The sequence below is a fragment of the Hymenobacter telluris genome, from assembly GCF_017313265.1.
Taxonomy (GTDB): Bacteria; Bacteroidota; Bacteroidia; order Cytophagales; family Hymenobacteraceae; genus Hymenobacter; species Hymenobacter telluris.
Map to the genome: position 1 here is coordinate 359485 of NZ_JAFLQZ010000003.1, position 25723 is coordinate 385207.

The 25723-nt window shown below is 56.6% G+C and carries 26 protein-coding genes; 14 read left to right on the forward strand and 12 right to left on the reverse strand.

Annotated elements, in window-relative coordinates; genetic code table 11:
• Positions 1-289 precede the first annotated feature (289 nt).
• Positions 290-934, reverse strand: a complete 645-nt coding sequence (locus J0X19_RS06420; protein WP_206982813.1) for a DUF1684 domain-containing protein — start codon at positions 932-934, stop codon at positions 290-292.
• Positions 935-1112: 178 nt separating this feature from the next.
• A complete protein-coding gene (gene radC / locus J0X19_RS06425) occupies positions 1113-1868 on the reverse strand; it encodes a RadC family protein (protein WP_206982822.1) in 756 nt (251 codons plus the stop codon).
• Positions 1869-1982: 114 nt separating this feature from the next.
• On the opposite strand from radC, the gene J0X19_RS06430 reads away from it, so the two are divergent.
• The 5 genes from J0X19_RS06430 to J0X19_RS06450 all read left to right on the forward strand — a co-directional run bounded on the left by J0X19_RS06430 (position 1983) and on the right by J0X19_RS06450 (position 6340).
• Positions 1983-3224, forward strand: coding sequence for a metallophosphoesterase (locus tag J0X19_RS06430; RefSeq protein WP_206982824.1), 1242 nt, complete (start codon positions 1983-1985; stop codon positions 3222-3224).
• Between the two features lie 161 nt (positions 3225-3385).
• Complete coding sequence (locus tag J0X19_RS06435) at positions 3386-4015, forward strand: hypothetical protein (RefSeq protein WP_206982826.1); 630 nt, start codon at positions 3386-3388, stop codon at positions 4013-4015.
• Positions 4016-4120: 105 nt separating this feature from the next.
• Entirely contained in the window at positions 4121-4810 is a 690-nt protein-coding gene (locus tag J0X19_RS06440) for a carboxypeptidase-like regulatory domain-containing protein (RefSeq protein ID WP_206982827.1), read from the forward strand.
• 128 nt (positions 4811-4938) lie between these two features.
• Positions 4939-5961 carry a UV DNA damage repair endonuclease UvsE gene (gene uvsE, locus J0X19_RS06445; protein ID WP_206982829.1) on the forward strand — a complete coding sequence of 341 codons (1023 nt, stop codon included), beginning with the start codon at positions 4939-4941 and terminating at the stop codon, positions 5959-5961.
• Positions 5962-6004: 43 nt separating this feature from the next.
• On the forward strand, positions 6005-6340 hold the full coding sequence (locus J0X19_RS06450; RefSeq protein ID WP_022824248.1) for a hypothetical protein: 336 nt from the start codon (positions 6005-6007) through the stop codon (positions 6338-6340).
• Between the two features lie 200 nt (positions 6341-6540).
• Here the strand turns inward: J0X19_RS06450 and J0X19_RS06455 are convergent, their stop codons facing one another.
• Positions 6541-6927 (reverse strand): hypothetical protein, encoded by a 387-nt coding sequence (locus tag J0X19_RS06455; RefSeq protein WP_206982831.1) that lies wholly within the window; start codon positions 6925-6927, stop codon positions 6541-6543.
• A gap of 318 nt (positions 6928-7245) precedes the next feature.
• On the opposite strand from J0X19_RS06455, the gene J0X19_RS06460 reads away from it, so the two are divergent.
• Complete coding sequence (locus J0X19_RS06460) at positions 7246-8598, forward strand: HTTM domain-containing protein (protein ID WP_206982840.1); 1353 nt, start codon at positions 7246-7248, stop codon at positions 8596-8598.
• Positions 8599-8678: 80 nt separating this feature from the next.
• On the opposite strand, the gene aroC is transcribed toward J0X19_RS06460, so the two are convergent.
• Positions 8679-9761 (reverse strand): chorismate synthase, encoded by a 1083-nt coding sequence (aroC, locus tag J0X19_RS06465; protein ID WP_206982852.1) that lies wholly within the window; start codon positions 9759-9761, stop codon positions 8679-8681.
• A gap of 165 nt (positions 9762-9926) precedes the next feature.
• Positions 9927-11318, reverse strand: a complete 1392-nt coding sequence (locus J0X19_RS06470; protein WP_206982854.1) for a BatD family protein — start codon at positions 11316-11318, stop codon at positions 9927-9929.
• A 347-nt stretch (positions 11319-11665) separates the two neighbouring features.
• Between J0X19_RS06470 and J0X19_RS06475 the strand changes: the two genes are divergently transcribed.
• The 5 genes from J0X19_RS06475 (at position 11666) to J0X19_RS06495 (ending at position 15564) form a co-directional block, all read left to right on the forward strand.
• The gene (locus J0X19_RS06475) at positions 11666-12439 is read left to right on the forward strand and encodes a ferritin-like domain-containing protein (RefSeq protein ID WP_317194756.1); all 774 of its coding nucleotides are present in this window, start codon (positions 11666-11668) and stop codon (positions 12437-12439) included.
• A gap of 31 nt (positions 12440-12470) precedes the next feature.
• A complete protein-coding gene (locus J0X19_RS06480) occupies positions 12471-13343 on the forward strand; it encodes a ferritin-like domain-containing protein (RefSeq protein WP_206982856.1) in 873 nt (290 codons plus the stop codon).
• 150 nt (positions 13344-13493) lie between these two features.
• Positions 13494-14201, forward strand: coding sequence for a ferritin-like domain-containing protein (locus tag J0X19_RS06485; protein WP_206982857.1), 708 nt, complete (start codon positions 13494-13496; stop codon positions 14199-14201).
• Between the two features lie 15 nt (positions 14202-14216).
• Positions 14217-15086 (forward strand): ferritin-like domain-containing protein, encoded by an 870-nt coding sequence (locus J0X19_RS06490; protein ID WP_206982859.1) that lies wholly within the window; start codon positions 14217-14219, stop codon positions 15084-15086.
• A 286-nt stretch (positions 15087-15372) separates the two neighbouring features.
• Positions 15373-15564, forward strand: a complete 192-nt coding sequence (locus J0X19_RS06495) for a hypothetical protein (RefSeq protein WP_206982861.1) — start codon at positions 15373-15375, stop codon at positions 15562-15564.
• A 76-nt stretch (positions 15565-15640) separates the two neighbouring features.
• Here J0X19_RS06495 and queG read toward each other — a convergent pair whose 3' ends face one another.
• The 3 genes from queG to ruvB all read right to left on the reverse strand — a co-directional run bounded on the left by queG (position 15641) and on the right by ruvB (position 18793).
• Positions 15641-16573 (reverse strand): tRNA epoxyqueuosine(34) reductase QueG, encoded by a 933-nt coding sequence (queG, locus tag J0X19_RS06500; RefSeq protein WP_206982863.1) that lies wholly within the window; start codon positions 16571-16573, stop codon positions 15641-15643.
• A 224-nt stretch (positions 16574-16797) separates the two neighbouring features.
• Positions 16798-17658 (reverse strand): hypothetical protein, encoded by an 861-nt coding sequence (locus tag J0X19_RS06505; RefSeq protein ID WP_206982865.1) that lies wholly within the window; start codon positions 17656-17658, stop codon positions 16798-16800.
• Between the two features lie 94 nt (positions 17659-17752).
• A complete protein-coding gene (ruvB, locus tag J0X19_RS06510) occupies positions 17753-18793 on the reverse strand; it encodes a Holliday junction branch migration DNA helicase RuvB (protein WP_206982867.1) in 1041 nt (346 codons plus the stop codon).
• A gap of 300 nt (positions 18794-19093) precedes the next feature.
• On the opposite strand from ruvB, the gene J0X19_RS06515 reads away from it, so the two are divergent.
• The gene (locus J0X19_RS06515) at positions 19094-20053 is read left to right on the forward strand and encodes a hypothetical protein (protein ID WP_206982868.1); all 960 of its coding nucleotides are present in this window, start codon (positions 19094-19096) and stop codon (positions 20051-20053) included.
• A gap of 145 nt (positions 20054-20198) precedes the next feature.
• On the opposite strand, the gene J0X19_RS06520 is transcribed toward J0X19_RS06515, so the two are convergent.
• Positions 20199-20531: an HIRAN domain-containing protein gene (locus J0X19_RS06520; protein WP_206982870.1), complete on the reverse strand. Its 333-nt coding sequence runs from the start codon at positions 20529-20531 to the stop codon at positions 20199-20201.
• A gap of 155 nt (positions 20532-20686) precedes the next feature.
• On the opposite strand from J0X19_RS06520, the gene J0X19_RS06525 reads away from it, so the two are divergent.
• The gene (locus J0X19_RS06525) at positions 20687-21148 is read left to right on the forward strand and encodes a DUF4268 domain-containing protein (protein WP_206982872.1); all 462 of its coding nucleotides are present in this window, start codon (positions 20687-20689) and stop codon (positions 21146-21148) included.
• Here J0X19_RS06525 and J0X19_RS25220 read toward each other — a convergent pair whose 3' ends face one another.
• The 3 genes from J0X19_RS25220 to J0X19_RS06540 are packed head-to-tail and all read right to left on the reverse strand — an operon-like array spanning position 21149 to position 23760.
• Complete coding sequence (locus tag J0X19_RS25220) at positions 21149-21742, reverse strand: acyl carrier protein (protein ID WP_394369097.1); 594 nt, start codon at positions 21740-21742, stop codon at positions 21149-21151.
• A 15-nt stretch (positions 21743-21757) separates the two neighbouring features.
• Entirely contained in the window at positions 21758-22510 is a 753-nt protein-coding gene (locus tag J0X19_RS06535) for a hypothetical protein (RefSeq protein ID WP_206982874.1), read from the reverse strand.
• A gap of 17 nt (positions 22511-22527) precedes the next feature.
• Positions 22528-23760 (reverse strand): acyl-CoA dehydrogenase family protein, encoded by a 1233-nt coding sequence (locus J0X19_RS06540; RefSeq protein ID WP_242582170.1) that lies wholly within the window; start codon positions 23758-23760, stop codon positions 22528-22530.
• A gap of 214 nt (positions 23761-23974) precedes the next feature.
• Between J0X19_RS06540 and J0X19_RS06545 the strand changes: the two genes are divergently transcribed.
• Positions 23975-25720 carry an APC family permease gene (locus tag J0X19_RS06545; RefSeq protein ID WP_206982876.1) on the forward strand — a complete coding sequence of 582 codons (1746 nt, stop codon included), beginning with the start codon at positions 23975-23977 and terminating at the stop codon, positions 25718-25720.
• Positions 25721-25723: the final 3 nt, after the last annotated feature.

The window sequence follows — 25723 nt, forward strand, 5'->3', positions numbered from 1 at the left end:
ATTGGTGGAAGCTGATTGTTGATTGCCGACCTTGGAAGCCAGCAGCGCGGCAAAGGTACGGATTCGGGCGTGCGGCTTCAATGGCCCGGCAGGCAACTACTTTCCAAGTGCTTATGGTGAGATGTAACCCGACTGATTTAGCCTTGTCATATTTCGCAGCACAATGTAGAGACGGACACTTCGCGTCTCGGCGTTGAACGACAACTACACCTCGTAAAACAACCTCGGCAACGCCGAGACGCGAAGTGTCGCGTCTCTACATCGTGCAAAAAGAGTCTGGCGGCTACGTTTAATGGCTTTGGCCCGCGTGCTCGGCGTGGTCGTGGAAGGCTTGCTCGCCGGCTTTGATTTCTACTGCCAGGCGGTTGTCCTGGGGCGGTACGGGACAGGCGAAACCGTCGTTGTAAGCGCAGAACGGGTTGTAGGCTTCGTTGAAGTCGAGTAGCACTTCGGTGTCGCCGGGTGCGGGCTTGGCTACGTCGAGGTAGCGGCCCCCGCCGTAGGTGACAAAGCCGTTGGTGCGGTCGGTGAAGGGCACGAACAGGGTGGAGTCCTTACCGTCGGCTTTCTGGAACAGGGTTAGCTTGTACTCCTGCTTGTTGAGAATGAACGTAGCCCGGCCCCAGCGTAGGTATTTATCAGCCTTGCCGGTGGTCAGCGGAAGGTCTATGGTGTCGGGCTGGCTGACGGCTTCCAGCTGCGCCTCGAAACGATAGGCTTTGTCGGGGGCGTAGTAGCGCAGGCTGTCGAAGGCGTTGCGCTGGGTTTCGCTGAGCGGCGAGCCTTGCACCCGGCGGAAACTATCGGATTTGTCGCGGCGGGCCTTGCGCAGCCGGGCGGCGTACTGGTCGTCGTTGAACACCAGGTCACTGAGGAAATAGCCGAAAACGACCAGCAGGCCGAGGCCGATAAGCAATTTGGGGTTGAGGCGCATGTTTTGGGTGGTGATTGTTCTGATGGGGGCCTCACCTCCCGGCCCCCTCTCCTAGGGGAGAGGGGGAGCCAGACGATGCAGCTTTTACACAGGAACTGCGAGATGATTTTGTTGCAGCCAGCCTACAAAGCAACAACCAACATTTAACAATCAACGCCCAACAATCAACAATTACTCCCTACAGCAGGCCTTCGTCGGCGAAGCTGAAGTAGCCGGTGTCGGTGTAGATGAGGTGGTCGAGGATGGGGAGGTCGAGGAACTGGCCGGCTTCTTTGAGCTTGCGGGTAAGGGCAATGTCGGCGGCGCTGGGGTTGCGGTTGCCGCTGGGGTGGTTGTGCACCAGTATAACCGAAGACGCCAGCTGCTCTAGCGCCTCCTTGAAAATCAGCTTCGGGTCGGCGACGGTGCCGGCCACGCCGCCCCGGCTGATGCTGACGGTGCGCATCACCACGTTGGCCCGGTTGAGCAGCACCACCCAGAACTCTTCGTGTGGCAAATCCTGCAAATGGGGCTGTACCACCCGGTAAATGTCGCGCGAGTTGGTGATGGTGGTACGGGCGGGCGCGTCGGCTTCTTTGCGGCGGCGGCCTAGTTCCAGCGCTGCCACAATGGTAATGGCCTTGGCCTCGCCGATGCCTTTGTGGCGCATCAGCTCCTTGATGGACAGCCGCGCCAGGGCGTTCAAATCGTTGTTGACGGCTTTTAGAATCAGCTTGGCCACGTCCACGGCCGAGAGCTTGGCCGTGCCCGAACCCAGCAGGATAGCCATCAGCTCGGCGTCGGAAAGGGCGGCGCGGCCCTTCTGCATCAGCTTTTCGCGGGGTCGGTCTTCTTCGGCCCAACTCTTGATGCCGAATGAAGCCGGCGTTTCGTAGGGTAGCGGGGTATGGCCTGAGGAGGATTGATTTTCAGACAGATTGTCAACGGATAACATAAGGCATAGGGGTTGCAGGGTGCGGAATTTAAAGCAAAAACCGCGCATCCCCGACTACCTTGCCGGTAGCTCGGCACAAACTATTATCTAAATGCGCGGGTTTGCCATCGAACTATGTCAAGACGCACGTTTCCTTTTCTGTTTTTCGCGCTGGTTGTGTTGGGTGAATGGTATGGCTATCAAGCCTTCCGGACGCTAGTACAACACGCTGCGCCCGGCACGCGCCGGCTCGTTTCAATTTTATACTGGGTGGTGACGGTAGCGGTGTGGGGGCTGGGTATCTGGGGGATGCGCAACCGCCACGAGCATCCGTCCTTTAAATCGTATTTCGGGGGTTTGCTGCTGGCCGTTATTGCCGCCAAGATGACCATTATTGTGCCGCTGCTGCTGGAAGACGTAGTGCGGTTTGGCCGCTGGGTGTTTCAGGCGCGGCCCGCTGGGGGCGGTAGTGGCCCGGCCATGCCGCGCAGTGAGTTTATCAGCAAAGCCGCTTTGGTGCTGGGTGCCATTCCGTTTGTATCCTTGATTTGGGGCATGGCCAAAGGCGGCACCGACTACACCGTGAAGCGCATTACGCTGCGCTTTCCCAACCTGCCGGCCTCGTTCGATGGGTTTCGGGTGCTCCAGATTTCCGACTTGCACACGGGCTCGTTTCACACCAAAGAGCCGTTGCAGCGGGCCGTGCAAATCATCAACCAGCAGAACGCCGATATGGTGTTCATGACCGGCGACCTGGTGAACAACTACGCTACGGAGGTGGAAGAACACATTGATACGCTGGCGGGCATCAAGTCCAGCTTACCCATCTACTCCATCCTCGGCAACCACGACTACTCCGACTACGTGGACTGGACCAAGGAAGGCGGCGACTTAGCGAAGCTGGCCAATCTGGACCGGCTCAAGCAAAACCACGCCAAAATCGGATGGGAATTGTTGCTGGATGAAGCCCGCACGGTGGAGCGCAACGGCGAGAAAATTGCCATTCTGGGCGTGCAGAACTGGGGAGGCCAGGGCTTTGCGCGGTACGGCAACCTCGCCAAAACCTACGCCGCCGCCGACCCAACGGCCCCGTTCAAAATTCTGCTTTCCCACGACCCTTCGCACTGGGACGGGCAGGTGCACGGCTACCCCGATATTGACCTTACGCTTTCGGGCCACACCCACGGCATGCAGTTCGGCGTGAACCTGTCGTTTCTGAAGTGGAGCCCGGTGCAGTACGTGTACAAGCAGTGGGCCGGGCTGTACCAGCGGGGCCGGCAATACCTGTACGTGAATGCCGGGCTGGGCTTTATCGGCTACCACGGCCGGGTGGGTTTCCTGCCCGAAATAACGGTGATTGAGCTGCGCCGGGCCTAAGAGTTGGCACTAGCGGCTATGCAATACGGAAGCCCCGGCAAAAACTTGCCGGGGCTTTTTTTCAGTTATAAAGTTTTGGCCGCACAATAACCGCCGCTATAGCTGAGCCGTATACGCGCCCATTACTCTCTTCCCTCTCCTCTCACAGTCTACCTACTATCATGAAAAAGCTCCTGATGCTCCTGCCAGTTGCCGCTGCCTTCTCCTTGGCTTCGTGCAACGAAAACAAGCCCGCTGAAACCACGACCACCGAAACCACCACGACCAGCACCGCCGCTACCGGCGACATGGACATGCAGTACCGGAGCCGGGCCAAGCGCATTGCCGATAAAATGGCCGCTGACATGAAAATCACCGATACGGCCATGGTGTCGCGCCTCGAAGACTCGTACTACACCCGCGCCCAGCGCCTCGGCGACCTGCGCACCAAGTACACCTCCGACACCACCGGTATGGCTGCTGCTATGCGTAGCGCTTACTCTGAGACGGACACCGAAATGAAAGGCTATCTGCCAGCGGAAACCTACACCGCCTACGAAACCAGCCGCCCCACTTACTACGAAGATGCCTACATGGACGACACCAACATGGAGTCGGGCAGCATGGACAACTCGGCTAGTGCCTCCACCGAAACCAGCAGCATGGATGGTGGCGAAGGCGGCAAGATGAAGGTGAAAGCCGATGGTGACGTAAAAATTAAAGATGCCGCTGGTAATAAAGCCAAAATTGACGGCGACGACGGCACCGTAAAACTCAAGCCCGAAAACGGTAAAGACGTTAAGATTAAGTAGTTCTCAGCGGCTTACCAATTCCTGAAGCTCGCATCTGCAACGGTGCGAGCTTTTTTTGGCTCTGTTGGGAGCTAACTTGCGAGTTGCTTGCGTTTGCTAAAGCCAATGACCTTTTCAACTTTTTTTTCAAGTATATCCATCACACGCTACTGGCAGCTCGGTTGGCTGGCCGGCTGTTTGCTGATGTTGCTGCTGCCGCTGAGTGCCGCGGCGCAGGTGCGCGTATCGGGCTCGGTGCTGGAAGCGGGCACCCAGCGGCCGGTGCCGGGCGCGGCGGTACTGGTGCAGCGTAGCGGCCGGGGCGTGGTAGCCGATGCCGAGGGCGACTTCCGCATTGAGGTGCAGCCCACCGACACGCTGGTGTTCCGGGCGGTGGGCTTCAAAACGCGGCGCGTTCCGCTGGGCGGCACGGGCCTTTCGCAGCTGGTGGTACAGGTGGCGCTGATGCGCGACAGTATCCTGCTGGGCGAAGTGCGCGTAACCGAAGGCCGCCCCGACCGCGCTGCCATCAACAAAGCGCTGCGCAACATCAAGCGCCCCAGCACCGCGCCTACCAGTGCCGTAAAGCGCCCACCCGCGCCCAAACCCCTGTTCCCGATAGATTCTACGGCCCCCAAGGCGCCCGTCCCGACGCTGGCCAGCCCCGTCAGCTTGATCTACGACCAGTTTTCCCGGGCCGGCAAGGAGCGCCGCAAGATGGAAGAAATTCAGGCGGCCGAAGCGGCCGAAAAAGCCCGCAAAGCCCGCCAGAAATACAATAAGAACTTCAAGGACAACCGCGGCTACGAGCCGTAAGAGGTGAAGTGGTGAGATAGTGAAATGGTGAGTTTATTGTTCAAACTGCGCAAGTAGCGCAACTCGAACATCAAACTCACCATTTCACTATCTCACAACTTCACTTTTCACCATGCGTAAGCCCGAAGATGAAAATCGGGTATCCTTGCATGAATAACTCGTTGGACTGCACATCGGCGTCCACGTTTCGGTTGGCTTCTTACTCCGATGAGCGGGTGGAGCAGACCGTAGCCTCCAATCTGGCCTGCCTGAAGCGGATTCTGGAGTATAATCTGGAGCACGGACTGCTGTTCTTCCGCATCGGTTCCGACATCGTGCCGTTTGGGTCGCACGCCGTCAATACATTCCCCTGGCAAACCCAGTTTGCGCCGGAGTTCAAGGCCATCGGCGACTTTATCAAGGAGCACAAAATGCGCGTTTCCATGCACCCCGACCAGTTTGTGGTGCTCAATTCGCCGAACCCGGATATTGTGCAGCGAAGCATTGCCGAATTGGTCTACCAGGGCTCGATGCTGGATTTGATGGGCCTCGACAGTACTGCCAAGCTGCAAATTCACCTCGGCGGCCTCTACGGCGACCGGGACACAGCCATTGCGCGCTTTATTGCCACCTGGCACACGCTGCCACCCAACGTACAAATCCGGGTGGTAGTGGAGAACGATGACCGGCTGTTCAGCCTCCGCGACTGTTTGGAGCTACACGCCGCCACCGGCATCCCCATCCTCTTCGACAACTTCCACCACGAATGCCTCAACCACGGCGAGCCGATGGCCGAGGCCCTGCGCCTGGCTGCCGCCACCTGGCACCCCACCCGCGACGGCAACATGATGATGGACTACAGCTCTCAGTCGCACGGGGAGCGGCGGGGAAAGCACGTAGCCGCCATTGAGGAAGACCTGTTTCGGGATTTTCTGAAGGAGCTCGGCGACCTGGACGTAGACATTATGCTCGAAATCAAGGACAAAGAAGCTAGCGCCCACAAGGCCTGCGGCGTAATGCGCGAGTTGTCGTTGTTGCCTCCGGCGCCGGCGGGCTACGAGCCGCCCATCTTCACCCCTAAGCAAGTAGTGGCCGCTTCGGAGGCCAAGGCAGCCAAGCCGAAGAAGCCCCGCGCCAAAACCGTTAAAGTCTCGTCGGCTTCAACCGAATAGCCTTCCAATCGTCACACTTTTTTTTCCTTACCATTCTTTCCTCATGACCAACGACCTATTAGGCGCCACCATACATGCCCTGCAAAACGGCCTGACCAGCATTCCACTCAGCGCTGCCCAAGACAACACCGAGACCTGGCAACAGCACTTACTGCAAAGCGGCGAGCCCGCCTTGCAGGATGTAGGCCGCGAAATCGGCAACCTGCAATCCTTGCTGAGCAGCGGTAATTTAAACCCTGAGGCTATTGGTGCTTCCCTGAGCATGCTGGGCTCCCAAACCAACCAGGCCGCCGCTACCGCCACCCCCGACACGCAAGCCCAACTCCGCACCCTCGGCGACTTGCTGCTCCAACTTGGTGCCAAGCTGGGTGCCGCTTGATCTAAAATCGGAACCCAGAAAAAAGAACCAAGAGCTTAGAGTAGAGTTACTGCCTTGACTCTACTCTAAGCTCTTGGTTCTTTTTTCTGGGTTCTAATACTATAAAGCCACAGCCCCCGCCAAAACCAGAAAGGCTTAAGCGGGGGCTGGGCTGGCCGGCGGGCTGCCAACGAAGGACAGCTACCGTAGCGGATATGAGCTTATGGACGCGTGGTCATGGTTTCGGTCCGCTGCTTGGTGGTTGTGGCCTTGCGGCGCACGGGGGCGGTGCGTTCTTCAATGGTAGTTGAGCGCTCCATTACGGGGCGGTCGACGGTACCAACGCCAGTGCCCATCTGGGAGGGCACATTGGTACCCATGGGTACTGTGTTGCGCTGGTCGATGGTGCCGGTGCCCATTTGCGTGGGGTTGGTGGTGGTAGGCGTCCGTTGGTCGATGGTGCCAGGATTAACTGGCGGCGCGGCCGGTACGGTCGTCTGGTTCATGGTACCGCCGGTTTGTGGGGCGGTAGGATTGATTTGGGCTTGGGTGGTAGCAGCGGCTCCGAAGAACAGGGTAGCGGCTACTAATAGGCTTTTCGTTTTCATAGGGAAGTGGTCTTGATAGGGAGAGTACGGCGCCGTAATCGGCGGGCGTCTCTGAACTAGTGTACGTCCTCCACCTCGGCAAGGCCATAAAAGCCAGAATCTTATTCAATTCAACATATTATAAATCAGATACTTAATACCCCATTAAAAAACCTGCGCAGCACGCTTATCAGCTTTCAGTGGAGTAGCCAGCAACGCAGGCTCTGGGCTACGTAGCTTGGCATGGCCGCTTTCAGGAGTGGTTAGGTAGCTTTGGGCAAGGTATCTGCCCAACAAAATCGGAAACCCGGCGGGGCTTGGTTGGCGTATCTTGCCTTGATGCTGGCTCGCCTTACCACTGCCCTTTTTCGTCCGATTGATATTGCCTGGCTGGTAGTAGCCCGTATAGTAGTTGGGTTTATGCTGGCTATGGAAATGGCTGGCAGCCTAGCGCTAGGCTACACCCGGGAGTACATCGAGCCGAAGTTTCACTTCTCATACTTGTTTTTCGAGTGGATGCCGCACTGGTCGCCGCCCGTGATAATTGGGCTGCATCTGGGGGCCATAGTGGCGGGCATAGCGGTAGCCGCGGGGTGGCGGTACCGGTGGGCAGCGGTGGTGCTGGCCTTATGCTACACGCTGCTCTTTCTGGCCGAGCAAACCCGCTTTATCAACCATTTCTATCTGTATTGCTTGGTGGCGGCTATGCTGGCCCTGATGCCTGCCCACCGCGCCGCTTCCGCCGACGTGCGCGCCGGCCGCGTGCTACCCGCTACCACCACGCCCGCCTGGACCCGCTACCTGCTGCTGTTCCAGCTGAGCGTGGTGTACTCCTACGCCGGCTTAGCCAAACTCAATGCCGACTGGCTGATGGCCCGCCCCCTGGCGGTGTGGCTGGCGCCCAAAGCATCGTACCCGGTTATTGGTGGGCTATTGGGCAGTGCGGCCGTGCCGTGGGTGATGAGCTACGCGGGTGTGGCGTTTGATTTGCTGGTGGCGCCGCTGCTGCTGTGGCGCCGCACTCGGCCGTGGGCTTTCGGGGCAGCCATGTTCTTTCACATATCCAACGTGCTGGTGTTTGGGCTGGGCACGTTTCCGTGGTTTTCGCTGCTGGTTACGGGCGCGCTGTTCTTCCCGCCCGACTGGCCCCGCCGTCTGCCCTACGTCCGCCAGTGGATTGCTGCCCGCGTCCCGTTACCCGCTGCTACCCCTACTCCAGTGCCGGTTATACCTCGTAGCGTCCCCGTGTTGCTGGCAGGCCTCGGCCTGTACGCGGCGGTACAGTTGCTGGTGCCCTTGCGGCATTTCCTGTATCCCGGCGACGTGCACTGGACCGAGGAAGGCCACCATTTTGCCTGGCACATGATGCTACGGGCCAAATCCGGCTCGCTCAGCTACCGGGTAGTATTGCCCAACGGCGACACCGACGTCGTGTATCCGGCCAATTATCTTACCCGGCGGCAGGTGAATAAGCTTATCGGGCAGCCGGATGCTATTCTGCAATTCGCGCACTTTCTGGCCGAAGACTATGCCAAGCGCGGCCACGGCCAAGTGGCAGTCTACGCCGAGTCGCAGGTGCAGCTAAACCGCCGTCCCAGTCGCCCCATCGTGGCGCCTACCATCAACCTGGCTGCTGAGCCACGTACTCTGAGCCTGTATAAGTGGATAACGCCCGCGCCGCCGCTACAGTGAGATAGTGAGATGGTGAGTTTGACGTTCCGACGGCGCAAGTGGCACCAGCAGAACGTCAAACTCACTATCTCACCAACTCACTATTTCACCTTGTTCGCCCGCGCCCGGAGCAGCATGTCGGCTAGCACGAGACTGGTCATGGCGTCTACGATGGGTACGGCGCGGGGTAGTACGCAGGGGTCGTGGCGGCCCCGGCCGGCCAGCATAATTTCCTCGTTCTGGTCGTTGAGGGTTTGCTGGGGTTGCAGAATGGTAGCTACTGGTTTGAATGCCACCCGGAAGTAAATATCCTGCCCGTTGCTGATGCCGCCCTGAATGCCGCCCGAATGGTTGGTGCGGGTGCGCACCGCGCCGGCTTCATCGGTATAGAAAGCGTCGTTGTGCTCGGAGCCAAACAGCAGCGTACCCGCAAAGCCAGAGCCGTACTCGAAGCCTTTCACGGCGTTGATGCTCAGCATGGCGCGGCCCAGCTCGGCGTGCAGCTTATCGAACACCGGCTCGCCGAGGCCAGCTGGTACTCCCGTTACCACGCCCGTTACGAGGCCGCCCACCGTATCGTGCCGGTCCCGAACCTGCCGAATCAGGTCGGTCATGCGCTCGGCAGTTTCGGGGTGCGGGCACCGCACGGTGTTGCTGTCGATGAGGTTCAAATCCAGCTGCTCGTAGCCCACAGGCACCGCTATGGCCCCCACCTGCGACACGTAGCTGCGCACCACAATGCCGTACTGCGCCAGCAACTTATCGGCAATGGCACCGGCGGCTACGCGGGCGGCTGTTTCGCGGGCCGAGCTGCGGCCGCCGCCCCGGTAGTCGCGCCGGCCATATTTCTGGTCGTAGGTGTAGTCGGCGTGCGAGGGGCGGTAGGCGTGCTCGATGTGGGAGTAGTCGTGGCTGGCCTGGTCCTGGTTGCGGATGTATAGGCTAATGGGCGTACCCGTGGTGTAGCCCCCGAAAATACCCGACTGAATTTCCACCTGGTCGGCTTCTTTGCGCGGGGTGGTCAGGTCGCTCTGGCCGGGCCGGCGCCGGTCCAGGGCCGCCTGAATGTCGGCGGCCTCTACGGCCAGCCCCGCCGGGCAGCCATCCAGTATCACCCCAATGCCCGGCCCATGCGACTCGCCAAACGTGGTAATGCGAAACAGAGTGCCGAAGGTATTAGACATAATAGTGAGGTGGTGAGATGGTGAAGTGGTGAAATAGTAAGTTGACTTGAACTTGCGGAAACCTACTCCGCATCAACTCACCAGTGCGCTTGCCTCTATACTAGTTGGCACAAGCTGCCGCAAAGCTATCAGAACATCCACGCACAAACTCACCATTTCACAAACTCACCGCTTCCGCCACCACCCCCACACCGACACAGCCAATAGCGCGGCCAGAATATAGTTGGCGTAGCGGCGCACGTCGCGGTAGCTGTCGAGGGGTTGCAGGGTGTTGTTGGCGTCGAAGAGCACGTTTTGGTAGAACTGGTCGTCGGAGGGGGCGCGGAAGGTGGTGGCGGCGCTAACCGGGCCGCGGACCGTGGGGCGCACTTCGGCCCGTAGCGTGTCGTAGCGGCCGGTGGCCGGATCGAAATACAACAGCGCCAGCAGGCTGTCCAGCGGCAGCTGACCGGGGCGGCGGGCCACAAATCGGTAGGTGAACACCTTGCGCCCACCCACGCGGCCGGCTTGCCGGGTCAGCTCTTGCCGCACATCGGGGCCATATACTTCCAGCCCTGCCCGCGGTGCCACTTCCGGCGCATTGATGGCCGCCAAGTTGCCCTCCCCTTCCACCCCAAAGCTGTAGGTAAAAGCTTGCCCCGTCTGGAAGGTGGTTTGGCTGATGGCCTCGCGCAGCTGGTAGCTCCCTACCGGCACCTGGTCGCGCAAGGGGTGCGGCGGCAACGGTTTCACGGTAATGGTGCGGGCGGTGCTGAGGTAGGTTTTGTAGCCTTCGAGGCGGTTATCGAGGCCTTCCGCCGGATTTTTTGCCAGGCGGTATTTCACCATGCGCAGCGCCACCGCCGGAAACGCCAGCGGCTCGGTGTTGAGCGGGTAGTATTCGGCCTCGTAAAGGCGGTAGCGCAGAAACTCCTTGCCCCCTATCGTAACGGGCTCGGGCACTATTTCCTGCTCATTGAAAGGTTCTTCCCAGGCCGTGCGCTGCCGCAGTTGCTGCAAAATAGCCGGCAGCTGGCCACCAAAATCGTAAAACGCCAGCAGGCCCTGGTCGGCGGGTGTAAGGTAGAAGTACAGCCCTATATGCACACCCTCGCCCACGTACACGCTGGTTTTATCGGGTACCAGGGCCATAAAGGCGTTGTCTTTAGGCTCTACGTATTCCTGGGGTTTCGGTTTGCCAAACAGCTTATCGAGCAACCCAATGCCTTGTAAGCCGCCGTTGGGGGCCGGGCCAGTATTGGCGGCCGGGGCCGGCCCTACTTGCAGGGTGGCTCCGGCGGAGCGCGCCGTCACCCCATTGATGGTCATAGTAAACGGCTTCACCACATACTCGCCTTCGGCATAGGCGGCGTAGCGCTGCGTGATGATTAGCTCGGTGGTTGTCTGGCCCTCTACAATGCGCGTGGTGGTGGTGCTCGACTTGCCGCTTTTTTTGAATCCCTCAATGTCAGGGAAGGCAGAATACCGTTCCAGCGCCGCTCCACGCAGCCGAAAGCTGATGGTGAAATACTCGGTGACCGGAAAGGATGCCGCGCTCAACTCCAGTTCAACCTGCACCTGCGAAGCTGCCGCTTGTTGCTTAGCAGGCTGCTGCGCCTCACCACAGCGCGGCTGCCCGACACAACAAACGAAAAAAAACCAGCAGAACAGATAACGAAGCATACAGTGCAAAACGACGTTATCAAAGCTACGCATAAACCTTGTTTCTAGCTGTTTTTGGGGCTTTTACTGCTCAGCTATCCAGCTACACGAGCTCAACAGCTACTTAGTTGAGCTTACCTGTTTAGTAAGCCCGGCAATAAAATTCTGGCATTCGGCAATCCTGCTGTTAAGCACCGCCGTATGTGCCTTCAAATACCCCTTACTCATCTAGGTTTTCTTCAATACACAACCCACTCAGAGCTGTGTACAGGAATCCCTTTGCCGAAATTTTCCTTTACCATAATCTCCTCCACCACATGTCCAACAACTTAATAAAGGGTAGCGACGAAGCAGAATTTGCTAAGCCGCTTTACGTCCCCATCAAGCGCCGTTCGTTCTTCATGTATGCTGGCGCAACTGCCGGTGCTACTGCTCTATTACTCTCCGGCTGCGACGATGATGACAGCGGTGGAAGCAATTCTAACTCGGTGAGCTTGGGCTCAGGCGATGTTGGTGTACTAAACTATGCATATGCGCTTGAGCAGCTAGAAGCCGCTTTCTATGCGCAAGTTATTGCAACCCCTTACACGGGTATCACTACCGACGAACGTACGGCTCTTACTGCAATTTCCAAGCACGAAGCCATTCACCGTGACTTCTTTAAAGCAGCTATTACGGCTGCTGCACCTACCCAGATTATTCCGGGTTTGACGCCAGATTTCAGCAAGATTAATTTCGCTGACCGGACGCAGGTACTGACAGCCGCCAAAACGTTCGAAGATTTGGGTGTTGGTGCTTATAACGGAGCCGGCGCTTTGATTCAGAGTGGTACTTACTTGCTGTTGGCTGGCAAAATTGTTTCGGTAGAAGCACGTCACGCAGCCTATATCCGCGACCTGCTTACGCCAGGCAGCTTCTCCGGCAGTGATGTAGTAAATGCAGCTGGCCTAGACCAGGCCCTGCCAGTAGCCACGGTATTGGCTGCTGCTCAAACCTACATCAAGGAAACCATCAACGGCGACAACGTCGGCAAGTAATCAACCTTCCAATCTCTGACTTCTCTTTCCTATGAATCTGTTCAATATAATCTCTGAGTTGGAAAAGGTGGATCCGGAAATCATGGACCGCCTGACGCACCGCCGCAGCGCCTTGAATGCCTTGGGCGACCTTTCCAAGAAAATGGCGTTGGCTGCTGCTCCAATTGCTATTGGCTCGGCTTTCAACAAAGCAATGGGTCAGCAGACCCTAGCTGATCCTACTGCTGTGCTGAACTACGCTTTGCTTCTAGAGCGTTTGGAGTATAGCTTCTACACGCAAGCGCTGGCGGCTCCTACTCTCACTGCTACCCTAACGGGTGCTGCGCGTACTGCCATCCAAACCATACAGGGCCATGAGTTGGCACACGTAAACCTGCTCACCGCCGTACTTGGTTCAAACGCTAGTCCCGCGCAATCTCCCACCTTCAACTTCGGCTCTGCATTCGCTACGTATCAGAGTTTTCTTACGTTTGCGCAGGCTTTCGAAGACACTGGGGTACGGGCTTACAAAGGCCAAGCCGGTAATATCCCACGTACGGCTAGCGCCACACTCAGTGGTACCACCTACAACCTGCTGACGGTAGCCCTGCAAATCCACTCGGTGGAAGCTCGTCACGCCGCCCACGTCCGCTACATGCGCCGTGATGCTACGGCTGGTGCCCAGACTACCATTATGCCGTGGATTGTGAATGCTGATTCGAATGGTGCTCCGGCCGCAGTATACGGTGCCGGCAATCCGGCCGCTACGTTCCCAGCTGAAAGCAATATCTCTCAGGGTGGTATTACTAGCCTCACCACCATGCTGGGTGCTACCTATACTGCTGATGATGTAAGCGCTGCCTTTGATGAAGGCCTCGATAACACAACGGTTACAACCATCGCCCGCTCAGTGGTAACTTTTTAGAGCACGCGGTTTTTTTGCAAAAAAGGCATCCTCTAACCGGGGATGCCTTTTTTTGTGCAACCTATTGGGCCGTTAGAGCATCCGGTTATAACGAGTTATCTTTGTTGAATTCAGCACCGCGCTTGCCGCGGCCCTGCCATAGCATTCCGTATGTCAACTTCTTTTCTGGTGCGTGCCATGCAGCGCCGTTCGTTCTTTAAAGTAGCGGGGGCCTCGGTGGCAGCGTCTACGCTGGTGCTGGCTGGTTGCAGCGACGACCCTGAGCCAACTCCTGTAGCAGAAAACGTACTGGCTTTTAGCGGTTTTAATTCCACTGGTCAGCCTATCGACGATGGAATTCTTAACTACGCGTATCTACTCACGCAGTTAGAAGCCGCTTTCTACCTGAAAGTGGTAGCTGCTCCACCAGCAGATTTACAGCCTGGTGAACTGGCTTACCTCACCGACTTGCGCGACCATGAGCTTATTCACCGCGAGTATCTGAAGGCTATTCTGGGCAGCAAGGCGTATGATAGCAGCGCTGCTGCACCGCTGGAGTTTACCTTCACTTCGTTCACGCTTACTACTCGTGCCGGCGTTTGGGCGGCGGCGCAGCAGCTGGAAGATATTGGCGCAGCAGCTTACAATGGGGCAGGCAAGCTCTTGACTGTGACGGCCAACTTGCTGGCTTTAGCCAAAATTGCTTCCGTCGAGTCTCGTCATGCGGCATTAGCGCACGAGATGGTACAGGCCGATTCGTTTGGGGCCACTATTGGTGCCGATGGCCTCGACGACGCCAAAACGCCCACCGAAGTATTCGTGCTGATTCAGCCCTTTGTTCCTATTAAACTATCGGCGGCGAACCTGCCGACCACCTAAGGCGTGTTTTCTCCCATGGATATTCTGAAGCTTCTCGCCGATCTGGCCGAAACGCCTACCGATTTAACTCAACTAGCCTCGCGCCGCGCTGCTCTTGACGGGCTGCGTCGGGTTGGGGCGAAAACCATAGCGGCCGCGCTGCCCCTGAGCCTAGCGGCCCTGCCTTCTCAGGCCGGCGACACTCGTACAGTGCTCGATTCATTGCAGCTTGCCGTACGCCTCGAGCAGTTGCAGAATGCCTTCTACAGCCGTGCTCTCACTTCGGCTGCCGGCTTTTTTCCGGCCGATGCCAACTTTCGGTCGTCCATTGTGAAGATGCAGGCACACCAGCAACAGCATGTGGCCCTGCTAACCCGCATCATCTCGTCGTCGAACGGTGACACGCCTACACTGCCCAACTACGATTTCACGGGCAGTAAGAACAACACGCAGGCCTCCCTTTTCCCGAACGTGTTTAGCAACTTCGACGAGTTTTTACGGCTGGCTCAATTACTGGAAGATACCAGTGTGCGAGCTTATAAGGCTATTGTAGAGTTCTTGGTGCAAGACAACTACACTTTGCAAACTGCCTTACAGCTGCATTCCACCGAAGCGCGCCATGCGGCCCGTATCCGTACGATGCGCCGCTTGCGGGGCGCTGTAGTGAAGCCCTGGCCAAGCCCTACCGATGCCGACATTACAATAGCGGGCAGAACAGCCGTGGTATATGCCACCGAACACGCTACCACTCAGCTGCTACCGGCCCCTGCCAACACGCCCATTCCGTTCCGGCTGCTTCCTATTGGCTCGGGTGCCAATCTACTAACGCAAAGTGTACCCGAAGCCTTCGATGAACCACTAGCAGCCGCCGAAGTAGAATTGATAATGGGCTTGTTTACTTACTAGCCATATCTGACTTCCGTGCTATTACTGGCAAAAAAGAAGCGCCTACAGCGCTTCTTTTTTTTGTGCTTTAAAAAGCAATAATGCAAGTATCGGAATGTATATAACTAATTCAACGTCGGAATCTTACACGCGTTAAATGCGGAGAATCCTTTACATTGTTGTAATAATTCTCCCTTCCACTAAAGTTTATCCCTCGGTCGGGGCGCATCTTTTTCCCAGCGGCCCGTATACATGCCTGCTACCGTTATTTCCCACCCACAACCAAAAAGAAAACAAGCTTACTCCCATGTTGGAATATGCAAAAACCATCCTGCTCAAGGTGAGCTTCGATAAAATCCTATTCGAGAAAGAGCTACGCAAGGCTCTTCGCATGCTAGTACCCGCCGAGTTAGCGCAGTTACGCGTATGGTGCTACGAACAGTTTTCCCGTATCTATCACCGTATTCTGAACCGGGTGTTTGTGCAGCCTGCGGCCTAACGTATAACCTTCCAATGAAAAGCGCCCTCCCCTAGGTTAGGGGAGGGCGCTTTTTTGTTGTTCGCCTTCTGACAGTTCATTCGCCCGCTACAAACCGGATGTTGCGCTGCAAGCCCACATAGCCCGTCCGTTTCACCGCCGACTGCCGAAACAACTCGGTGAACAGCTCGTGCGTGATTTCCTGCCAGTCGGAGGCTTTTAAATCCTTTAAGCCAGGGTGCGGGTTGAACTGGGGCTCCTGGTGGGGTTTGGCAAACCGGTTCCAGGGGCACACGTCCTGACAGATGTCGCAGCCGAACACCCAATTGCCAAACTTGCCTTCCACTTCCCGCGGAATCTGGTCTTTCAGCTCGATGGTGAAGTAGCTGATGCACTTGCTGCCATCTACCACGTAAGGCTCGGTGATGGCGCCGGTGGGGCAGGCATCCACGCACTTGGTGCAGGTACCGCAGTAGTCTTTGATGGGGCCGTCGTAGTCCAGTTCCAGGTCCACAATCAGCTCGGCAATGAAGTAGAACGAGCCGGCACCGGGCGTAATTATGTTGGTATTCTTGCCCATCCAGCCGGCCCCGCTGCGCTTGGCCCAGGCCTTATCCATCACCGGCGCCGAATCGACGAATACCCGGCCGCCGACCTCCCCTATTTCCTCCTGCATGGCTGCCAGCAGGGTTTTCAGCTTGTCTTTGATGACAAAGTGGTAGTCGCGGCCATAGGCGTACTTGCTGACTTTGAGTGTGTCGCCAGGCTGCTGGGTTTCCTGGGGCGGATAGTAGTTGAGCAGCAGCGAAATCACCGATTTGGCGCCATCTACGAGCAGCCGCGGGTCGAGGCGCTTGTCGAAGTGGTTGGCCATGTAACCCATCTGGCCGTGCATGTTGCGGTTCAGCCAGTTTTCGAGGCGCGGCGCTTCTTCCTCCAGAAACTCAGCCTTGGAGATACCGCAGTACATAAAGCCCAGCTCCGCCGCGCGTTGCTTGATAAAGGCAGTATAGTGAGCAGTTGGAAGCATGAGCTGCAAAGGTCGGCTGAAAAGCCGAAACGCTCTACCAATGGCAGAGCGTTCCAAGAGTTGACAACATAGAGTGTGTTTGCAAATTCAGTTTGCAGGTCATGCTGAGTTTATTGAAGCATCTCTTCTGCTTTGTTGAAAAGCCTTATACGAAGCGGTAGAGATGCTTCAATAAACTCAGCATGACTTCCTTTTTTGCTTTTCCAACTTCCTAAAAAGTTCCCCTATTTTAATTCGTAGCACCCTCTACTACTATTCCAACTCAAATTACTTTTATTTTTATTCCAGAAAGCATTCCACCACTTAGCATCCTTGTTTTTATCAAACTTTTCATCACCTATTAGCATAGATAAATAGGCAAAAGAATATCTATCAGGATTACAATACTGAGCTGGAGATGCTTCATCATTAGGCATTTTTTCTAATTGGTAAATATTATTTAAACACCTCTTTGTTATTTCGCTTTTCTTTGGATTATCATTCAATGAAATAACTATAGCGTGAAATGCACTTAAACTACTAATCTCCGGTATTTTAGCATTAGGCTGAGTCGCAGAATATACTTCCTTCACTTCCTTATTAGAGAGGTAATCCATCCAATTCTTTCGCAGATCTATAACGTCTTTATTTGATGAATAGCTTGTTACATATCCAAAATTCTTGCCTGTTAGATTTTGTAGAATTTCATTTGCTCTCCCAGAAACTTTAAACAGATCGTTATGTATGACCAACCCTTTACCTTCAAATAATATGTCGTTTGATATTACCCTATCCCATATAATTAATCGACTAGTACCAGCAAGCTTCGTCTCTTGATCATTTGTTATTTGATCAACTATCTTCTCTAAATATATTTTATTTTGCTTATGATTATTAACTGATGCATTCAGTGTTAGAAATACGTCACACCAACTAGCATCTTTCAAATTCTTCTCAGCTAGTTGTTCAGCAGGTAGCCGCTGAGCTTCATCGTATTTTTCTTTAGTCAAACCTTCGATATTCTGCTGACTCCAAGAAACTAATATGTTTTGACAAAGTGCTTTATTAATGATAAACGACAATAATATTACAAGTACAATTTTCATATATTTCAACTATCTTATATTAAAGAAAAAAGCGTCCGAAAGCAGCTAAAGATACTGCTTTCGGACGCTTTCATATGCTGCTAAAACCGAGTTTCTAGCTGAACAGCTCGCCGGTGTTGCCGCGCAGGTGCTGAGGCATGAGTTTGCCGAGGTGCTGGTAGGCGTGCTCGGTGGCTTCGCGGCCGCGGCTGGTGCGCTTGATGTAGCCTTCCTGAATCAGGAAGGGCTCGTATACTTCCTCGATGGTTTCGGCTTCCTCACCGCAGGCCGTGGCAATGGTGCTCAGGCCTACCGGACCACCTTTGAACTTGTCGATGATGGTGGTGAGGATGCGCTTGTCCATGTCGTCGAGGCCGCGGGCGTCTACGTCGAGGGCGTTGAGAGCAAACTGCGCGATGGTCACCGTGATGGTGCCGTCGCCTTTGATTTGGGCGAAGTCGCGGGTGCGGCGCAGCAGGTTGTTGGCGATACGTGGCGTACCACGGGAGCGGCGAGCAATTTCGAAGGCCGCATCCTCATGAATAGGCGTGCCCAGGATTTCGGCCGAGCGCTGCACGATGCTGGTCAGCAACTTGGCATCGTAATACTCCAGACGCGCACTGATACCGAAACGAGCCCGTAGCGGCGAGGTCAGCATGCCGGACCGGGTGGTAGCGCCAATGAGCGTAAACGGCGACAACGAAATCTGCACCGAGCGCGCATTCGGACCCGAATCGAGCATGATGTCGATGCGGTAATCCTCCATGGCCGAGTAGAGGTACTCTTCCACCACGGGGTTGAGGCGGTGAATTTCGTCGATGAACAGCACGTCGTGCGGCTCCAGGTTGGTGAGCAAACCGGCCAGGTCGGAGGGCTTGTCGAGCACCGGGCCGCTGGTCATTTTGATGCCGGCTTCCAGCTCGTTGGCAATGATGTGGGAAAGCGTGGTTTTGCCGAGACCGGGAGGCCCGTGCAGCAGCACGTGGTCGAGGGCGTCGCCGCGGCGTTTGGCGGCGGCCACAAACACTTTCAGGTTGTCCACCACCTTGTCCTGGCCCGCAAAGTCGTCGAACGAAAGTGGGCGGAGGGCCTTGTCAATGTCCTTTTCGGTAGCATCCATATGGTCGGAGCCGCCGGTTAGATAGGTTTCGCGCATAGCAGCCGAAAGAAAAGTTGGGTTCAGCAAGGTAACATCTTGCTTTGGCAATTTGTCCCTTTTTTAGCAAAAACATTTGCTTGTATAATAATTTACTAATTCGATTAGCAATTACTGTTTGGCTTATTGGCTGTTCTGGCGGGGCTTCACCCCCCGGCCCCCTCTCCTAGAGGAAAGGGGGAGCCTAATGTGTAGTGTTTGGCACGTTATCTATAAAGCAGATTTGCGCAGTCTACCGCTTTGCTTCGTGGTACGTTGCGGCCTGCCGTAACTTGCGGCTTTACTTGCAACTGCTGCCGCATGCCTTCGCCTTCCTCTGATAACTGGCTTGAAACGCTCCCTTCCGATTTTTACGACCAGCTGGCGCACTGTTTGTCGTTGCATGGTATGGCCTGCCTGGAACTGCTGAGTCGCCCACAGGATGAACTGCCACGCCAACTGATGGCGCTTACCGGCCTCACTACGGCCCGCGTAACCGAGCTGAACACTATTGCCAGCCATCAGCAACTCCTGACGGCATTGCAGGAGCAGCCTCTTGCTGTGTACAACCTGCTGTTGTTAGGCCGGCTTACGCTGGATACTAGTTTGGCCAAGCCGGTGCTGGAATACGTGCAGCGCCAGATGGGCATTGGCATTGCGCAGATGCAGCAGCTCAAAACGTATTGCCAGGACTTAAGCGGCGCGTTTCTGCTAACGCTGGAGCAGCACTTGCCGGCGGAATTCATGCTGGGGCTGCACCGCATGCGGGTGGAAGAGGTATTTCACGGCTACGTGGAAGCCCACCCGGCGCCCGCACCACCAGCCGCTACCGTCCGCTTTTCGGAGGCGCAGCTGCAAATGGTCCGGCTGTCGTTGCTGCTGGTGCACTCCTTGCCCGAAGCCGGCGACCATGCCTTTCTACGGGCCGTAGCCGCCTTGCCCAACTTGCAGCCCAGCGCCCTGGAGCCGATGATTGGCCGTCTTGGTGAGCTACAAGCCACCGAAGAATTGCCGCTGACTATGCCGGAACTAGTGCAGCTGTATCAGGCCATGCAGGTGTGCGGCATGGTGTTCGTGTCGGAGGTGCTGGAGCGGCTGGGGCTGGAGGCGTTGTTTCCGGCGCGCGAAACGGAAACGGCTGCCGCGCCGGCTCCTAGCCACCGGCAGGCCGTGGGCGAAATGGTGAGCGGCTTCACCCGCTGGGTGCAGCACACCTTCCCCGAAGAACCTGCCCTGTTAGCCGCCCGCCAGCAAGTACTTGCCCTCGCCGACGCGTTGTAAGGGTTAGGGGCTTCGAAGACCGTCATGCTGAGCTTGCCGAAGCATCTCTACTGCCACACTAACTCCTGACATGTGCAGCCGAAACGGTAGAGATGCTTCGGCAAGCTCAGCATGACGGTCTTTTGTTACTTATTCAATCATCCAATCATCGAACCAGCAGCACTTCTATTTCCAGGTGCAGCCAGTCTTCTTCCCAGGCTTTGTGGTTGAGTTGGGCTTCCAGGGGGAAACCGGCGTCGAGGAGGCGGGCAATGGTTTCGTTGCGGCCTTCGGGCAGGTAGCCGAGCCAGAACGGCTTGGCGTCGGTGGTGAGTACGCGCACCGCCCAGTCGTCGTAGGAGCTGTCGGCTTCGCGGACCAGGGCCAGGCGCTGCCCTACTTTCAATTTCGGTTCGTACTCGGCGAGGCCGGCCCGGTGGGTGGTACCGGCTATCAGGCATTCAAGCAAAACGAGCGGTTCGGAAGCGGGAGCAGCCATAGCAACGAAAACTGGTGAGGCCGTAAAGTAAAGCAGTAGCGCGCAGCTTCGTAGCAGTTCACTGAAAATCCATATCTGACTGGCTGCTGTTCCCGTATTTTACGGCTCTTGTCATGCGCGGCCACCAGCCGTAGCGGCGTTTCACAGCGTTTTTTATGTACAGCAAAACCGAAGCCACCCAACTCCGCCAAGCCTTCTGGACCACGTTCGGCCAGTACATGGCCCCCGTGCCGTCGGCGGAGGGCGTGCCCACCAACTGGATCAACTACAAAACCGGCCTCAAGCACGTGTATTTCCGGCTGCACGCCGACAACCGGTGGGCCTCCATAGCCATTGAGCTTACCCACCCCGACCCGGAAATTCGGGAGCTGTTTTTCGAGCAGTTCGAGCAGCTCAAGGCTATGCTGCACGAAAGCCTCGGTGAGCCTTGGCGCTGGGAGTTGCACGCCGAAGACGCCAACGGCCTGCCCCTGAGCCGTATCTTCACCGAGCTAACCCCGGCCAACCTCTTCAACCGCGACGACTGGCCCGCCCTGATTTCGTTCTTCAAGCCCCGCCTCATGGCCCTAGATGAGTTCTGGAGCACCGCACAATACGCGTTTGATGAGCTGCGGTAGTCAGTCCATTCCTAAATCATTCGTGAAGCTGTCGGTCAGCTGAATTTCAGGCACGTCTACCCCACTACAATAACTGGTAATGCCTAGTGTAGCTCGTTGCACTTCGTACAGGGTAGCCGGTGTAGGCAATAAGCTGGCGTAGTTCTGGGCCAATATCCAATCCGCCATGTCGGCCACGGTGCAAGTAGACCAGTCTCGTGGCTGCGGGGCCGAGTAACTGAGCCCGAAAATCAGTTGCAGCCAGGTGGGCCGCTCTGGCAATTTTGGTGATGTGAGGTTTGGCAAAGCGGGAACCTCAAGCTTCAGGCAGGTAGCAAGGGGTGTCGTGTTGCTGGCGGTACTAGGTGGCCAAATAGCAACCAGCAAGGTATCTTCCATCGTGTCCTGATGTACTGCCTGCAAGCAGCCGAGCAGCTTTGCCAGCACCGTGTAATACGCTGCCGTGCGGGCTGGGTCAACGGAAAGGCCTTTGAGCCGGGCTACACAAGCGGCCACTTCCCCTACTGTACCGAGCTTTTCGGCTTCCTGGTCTGGAATAGCGAGTTGGAAGTACTTCTCGAAGGCAATAACTAACTCAACAGTATCAAGGCCCATAGTATGATACAATCATTAGCTAATCCATTCACTTAGCAGCCGGACTTTGTGCCATCGGCCCTGGCGCCGTTGTAGCAGCCATGTTTGCCCGCTACCACATAAACCACCACCACACGTTTCGTTTATTTCTACGATAACCTTCTGTTTATCGTGAGAGAAAAGAGGAGAGCTCAACCAAGAAAAACTAGTGGTATTGTAGCGTCCTCGCAGCACCTGCATATGGTTTAAGTTGTGGCCTAACCGACTTACTAGCGCCCAAACAGTATCAACCGGGATAATTTTATAGTTAGGTAAAAAGCGCTGTTCCAGTCCGAAACCAGTAGAATACGTCATCTGCTGCCGCATGAAGGCTGTGTCGATAGGTGCGAGTAGATGGTAGCGGTTGCATAACTCCTTTAGCGACCAGTTATCTTCCTGAACAGCATACTGGAATACATGCTTTCCTGGACTAGGTATTGGGGCATGTTCGAACAGTACCTGGCTTATGTAAAAATCAGCGTGCACCATTCCTTTTGGTGACGGGTCGGAACTAGATTGTGCCAGCAATTCCTGCACGAAGCCATACAAAACACTATCAGAAACTAGCAGACGCGGGGCAGCCCAACGACGCTCTATTTTTGGCTCGGGCGGCTCCGGAAAAGCCACGCGCAGATACACTGCCGCAAATACAGCGTACAACAGCGTTATAACCAGCAAGCGGGCAGTATTATTCACAGTAGACAGCGCGTATAAAAAACGGCCGCCCTGTTTCCAGAACGGCCGTTTCAAGGTAGGCAAATCAACGTTTACTTGAACGCCTGGATGCCGGTGATGTCGGCGCCGGTGATGAGCAGGTGGATGTCGTGGGTGCCCTCGTAGGTGATGACCGATTCCAGGTTCATCATGTGGCGCATGATGGGGTACTCGCCGGTGATGCCCATGCCGCCGTGAATCTGGCGGGCCTCCCGGGCTACGTGCAGGGCCATATCCACGGAGTTGCGCTTGGCCATGCTGATTTGGGCGCTGGTGGCTTTGCCTTCGTTTTTGAGTGTGCCCAGGCGCCACGCCATGAGCTGGGCCTTGGTAATTTCGGTGAGCATTTCGGCCAGTTTCTTCTGTTGCAGCTGGAAACCGCCGATGGGCTTGCCGAACTGGGTGCGCTCCAAGGAATACTTCAAGGCCGACTCGTAGCAATCAATAGCCGCGCCGATAGCGCCCCAGGCAATACCGAAACGAGCGGAATCGAGGCAGGACAGCGGGCCTTTGAGGCCGTCGATGTTGGGCAGGATGTTTTCCTTGGGAATCTTCACGTCCTCGAATACCAATTCGCCGGTGCAGGAAGCGCGCAAACTCCACTTGTTGTGGATTTCGGGCGTGCTGAAGCCTTCCATGCCGCGCTCCACTATCACGCCCCGGATGCGGCCGTTGTCGTCTTTGGCCCACACTACGGCCACCTGCGCTTCGGGCGAGTTGGAAATCCAGAGCTTGGCGCCGTTGAGCAGGTAATAGTCGCCTTTGTCTTCGATTTTGGTGGTCATGCCGCCAGGATTGGAGCCGTGGTCGGGCTCCGTGAGGCCGAAGCAGCCGAGCCACTCGCCGCTAGCCAGCTTGGGCAGGTACTTCTTGCGCTGCTCTTCAGAGCCGTAGGCATAAATCGGGAACATCACCAACGAGCCCTGCACCGAGGCCGTGGAGCGCATACCGGAGTCGCCACGCTCAATTTCCTGCATAATCAGGCCGTAGCTGATGTAGTCGAGGCCGCCGCCGCCGTACTCGGTAGGGATGGTGGGGCCAAACGCGCCGACGTCGCCGAATTTGCGCACAATTTCCGAGGGGAAATGCGCGTCCTGGGCCCATTTTTCAATGTTGGGGCTGATTTCCTTTCTTACAAAGTCGCGGATGCTTTGGCGAATAAGCAGGTGCTCCTCGGTGAGCAGTCCGTCGATATCATAGTAATCGGTGAAGCCCGCGGCATTGGTGGAACCGTGGGCTTTGGCGGCTTTGGCCTGGGGCGAGAGGACGTCGGCTTGCGAAGACATGGTGAAATAGATTGGGTGGAATCAGCTCAAAGATAGTGGTTTCGATACGTGAAACCGGCCACGCCAACCGATGGTTCGGCGGCGCTACAAGGCTAGCAGCTGGCACCACGCCCGGCACTGGCAGGCTGCTGCAATTGGTTGGCACGGGCGGAGATGTTCGAGTTTGCGTTTGCTGCGTAGAAGCAGCAGTACTTTTCTACCTCTCTGCCACCCCATGAGCCAGTCTACCCCACACAAGAAGCTCAACGAGCTGGAAGCCACCGCCATTTGCGGCAACGATATTTCGTCGTCGTGTTTGTACGTGTCGGCGCTGGCTATTGCGCATGCCGGGCAGTACGCCTGGGTGGCGCTGCTAGTGGTGGGCGCCGTGCTGTTTCTGTTCCGGCGCATCTACGGCGAAGTGGTGGGCGCGCTGCCCCTGAACGGCGGGGCCTACAACGTGCTGCTGAACACCACCAGCAAGCGCAACGCGGCAGTGGCGGCCTGCCTTACCATCCTGTCGTACATGGCTACGGCGGTTATTTCGGCGTCGGAGGCCATGCACTATCTGCACACGCTCTGGCACGGGCTGCCTATTATTCTGGCCACCATCCTGCTGCTGGGTTTCTTTTTGCTGCTCACCATCCTGGGCATTTCCGAGTCGGCGGTGGTGGCGGTGGGCATTTTTGTGCTGCACCTGTTTTCTCTGACGCTGCTGGTGGGCGTTACGGGCTGGTATTTGTTTACGCACGGCCTCGATACGCTGGTGGCCAACTGGCACGTGCCGCTCAAAGGCAGCCTTTCGTCGGCGCTGTTTCTGGGGTTCAGTGCGGCTATGCTGGGTATTTCGGGGTTTGAAAGCTCGGCCAACTTTGTGGAAGAGCAAGCGCGCGGGGTGTTTCAGAAAACGCTGCGCAACATGTGGGTGGTCGTAACGGTGTTCAACCCGCTGCTGGCGTTTCTGGCCATTGCGGCGCTACCACTGGTGGAAGTTGGGGAGCACACCGAAACCCTCCTCTCCCACCTCGGCAACCGCACCGGTGGCCCGTGGCTGGCCACACTGATTTCCGTGGATGCCGTGGCCGTGCTTAGCGGCGCGGTGCTGACCTCGTTTGTGGGCGTGAGCGGCCTGATGAAGCGCATGGCCCTGGACCGGATTCTGCCGCAGTTCTTTCTCAAGGAAAACAAGCGGTGCAGCAACTACATCATTCTCATCACCTTCTTCCTGCTGTGCTTGTCGGTGCTGCTCATCACCAACGGTGAGCTGGGGCCGCTGGCGGGCGTGTACACCATTTCGTTTTTGTCGGTGATGGCCTTTTTTGCGCTGGGCAACTTCCTGCTCAAGCGCAAACGCCCGAAGCTGCCGCGGCCTGTTTATGCCGGCCTGCTGACGGTGGCGCTGGCCCTACTAGGGGTGCTGACGGCGCTCTACGGCAACATCCGCATGCGGCCCGACTACCTGATTGTGTTCCTGCAATACTTCCTGCCCACCTTGCTGGTGGTATCGGTTATGCTCAACCGCACCGGCATTCTTAATCTGGTGCTGGCCGCGGCCGAGTCGTTTGCCAAACACTCGCCCCGGATTTCGCGGCTTACGCAGCTCAGTATCCGGCGGCAGCTGCGCGAGCTGCACCGGCAGGAATTCGTGTTCTTCACCAAAGGCGACAATGTATCGAACCTGAACAAGGTGATGGCCTACGTGGTGGAAAACGAGTTTACCAACCGCCTCAAAATCGTGACCTTGCTCAAAGAAGGCGAAACCTACCCCGAGGCGCTGCTGACCGATATCCGGGTACTCGACCGCGCCTATGAGCAGATTGTGGTGGATTTCGTAACCCTCGACGGTCATTTCGGCCCCGAGCTAATCGACCAGCTCTCCAAGGAATGGAACATCCCTAAAAACTTCATGTTCATTGGCTCCCCCGGTGACCGGTTCCCTTATGGCATCTCCGAGCTGGGCGGGGTGCGGCTCATCATCTAGAAC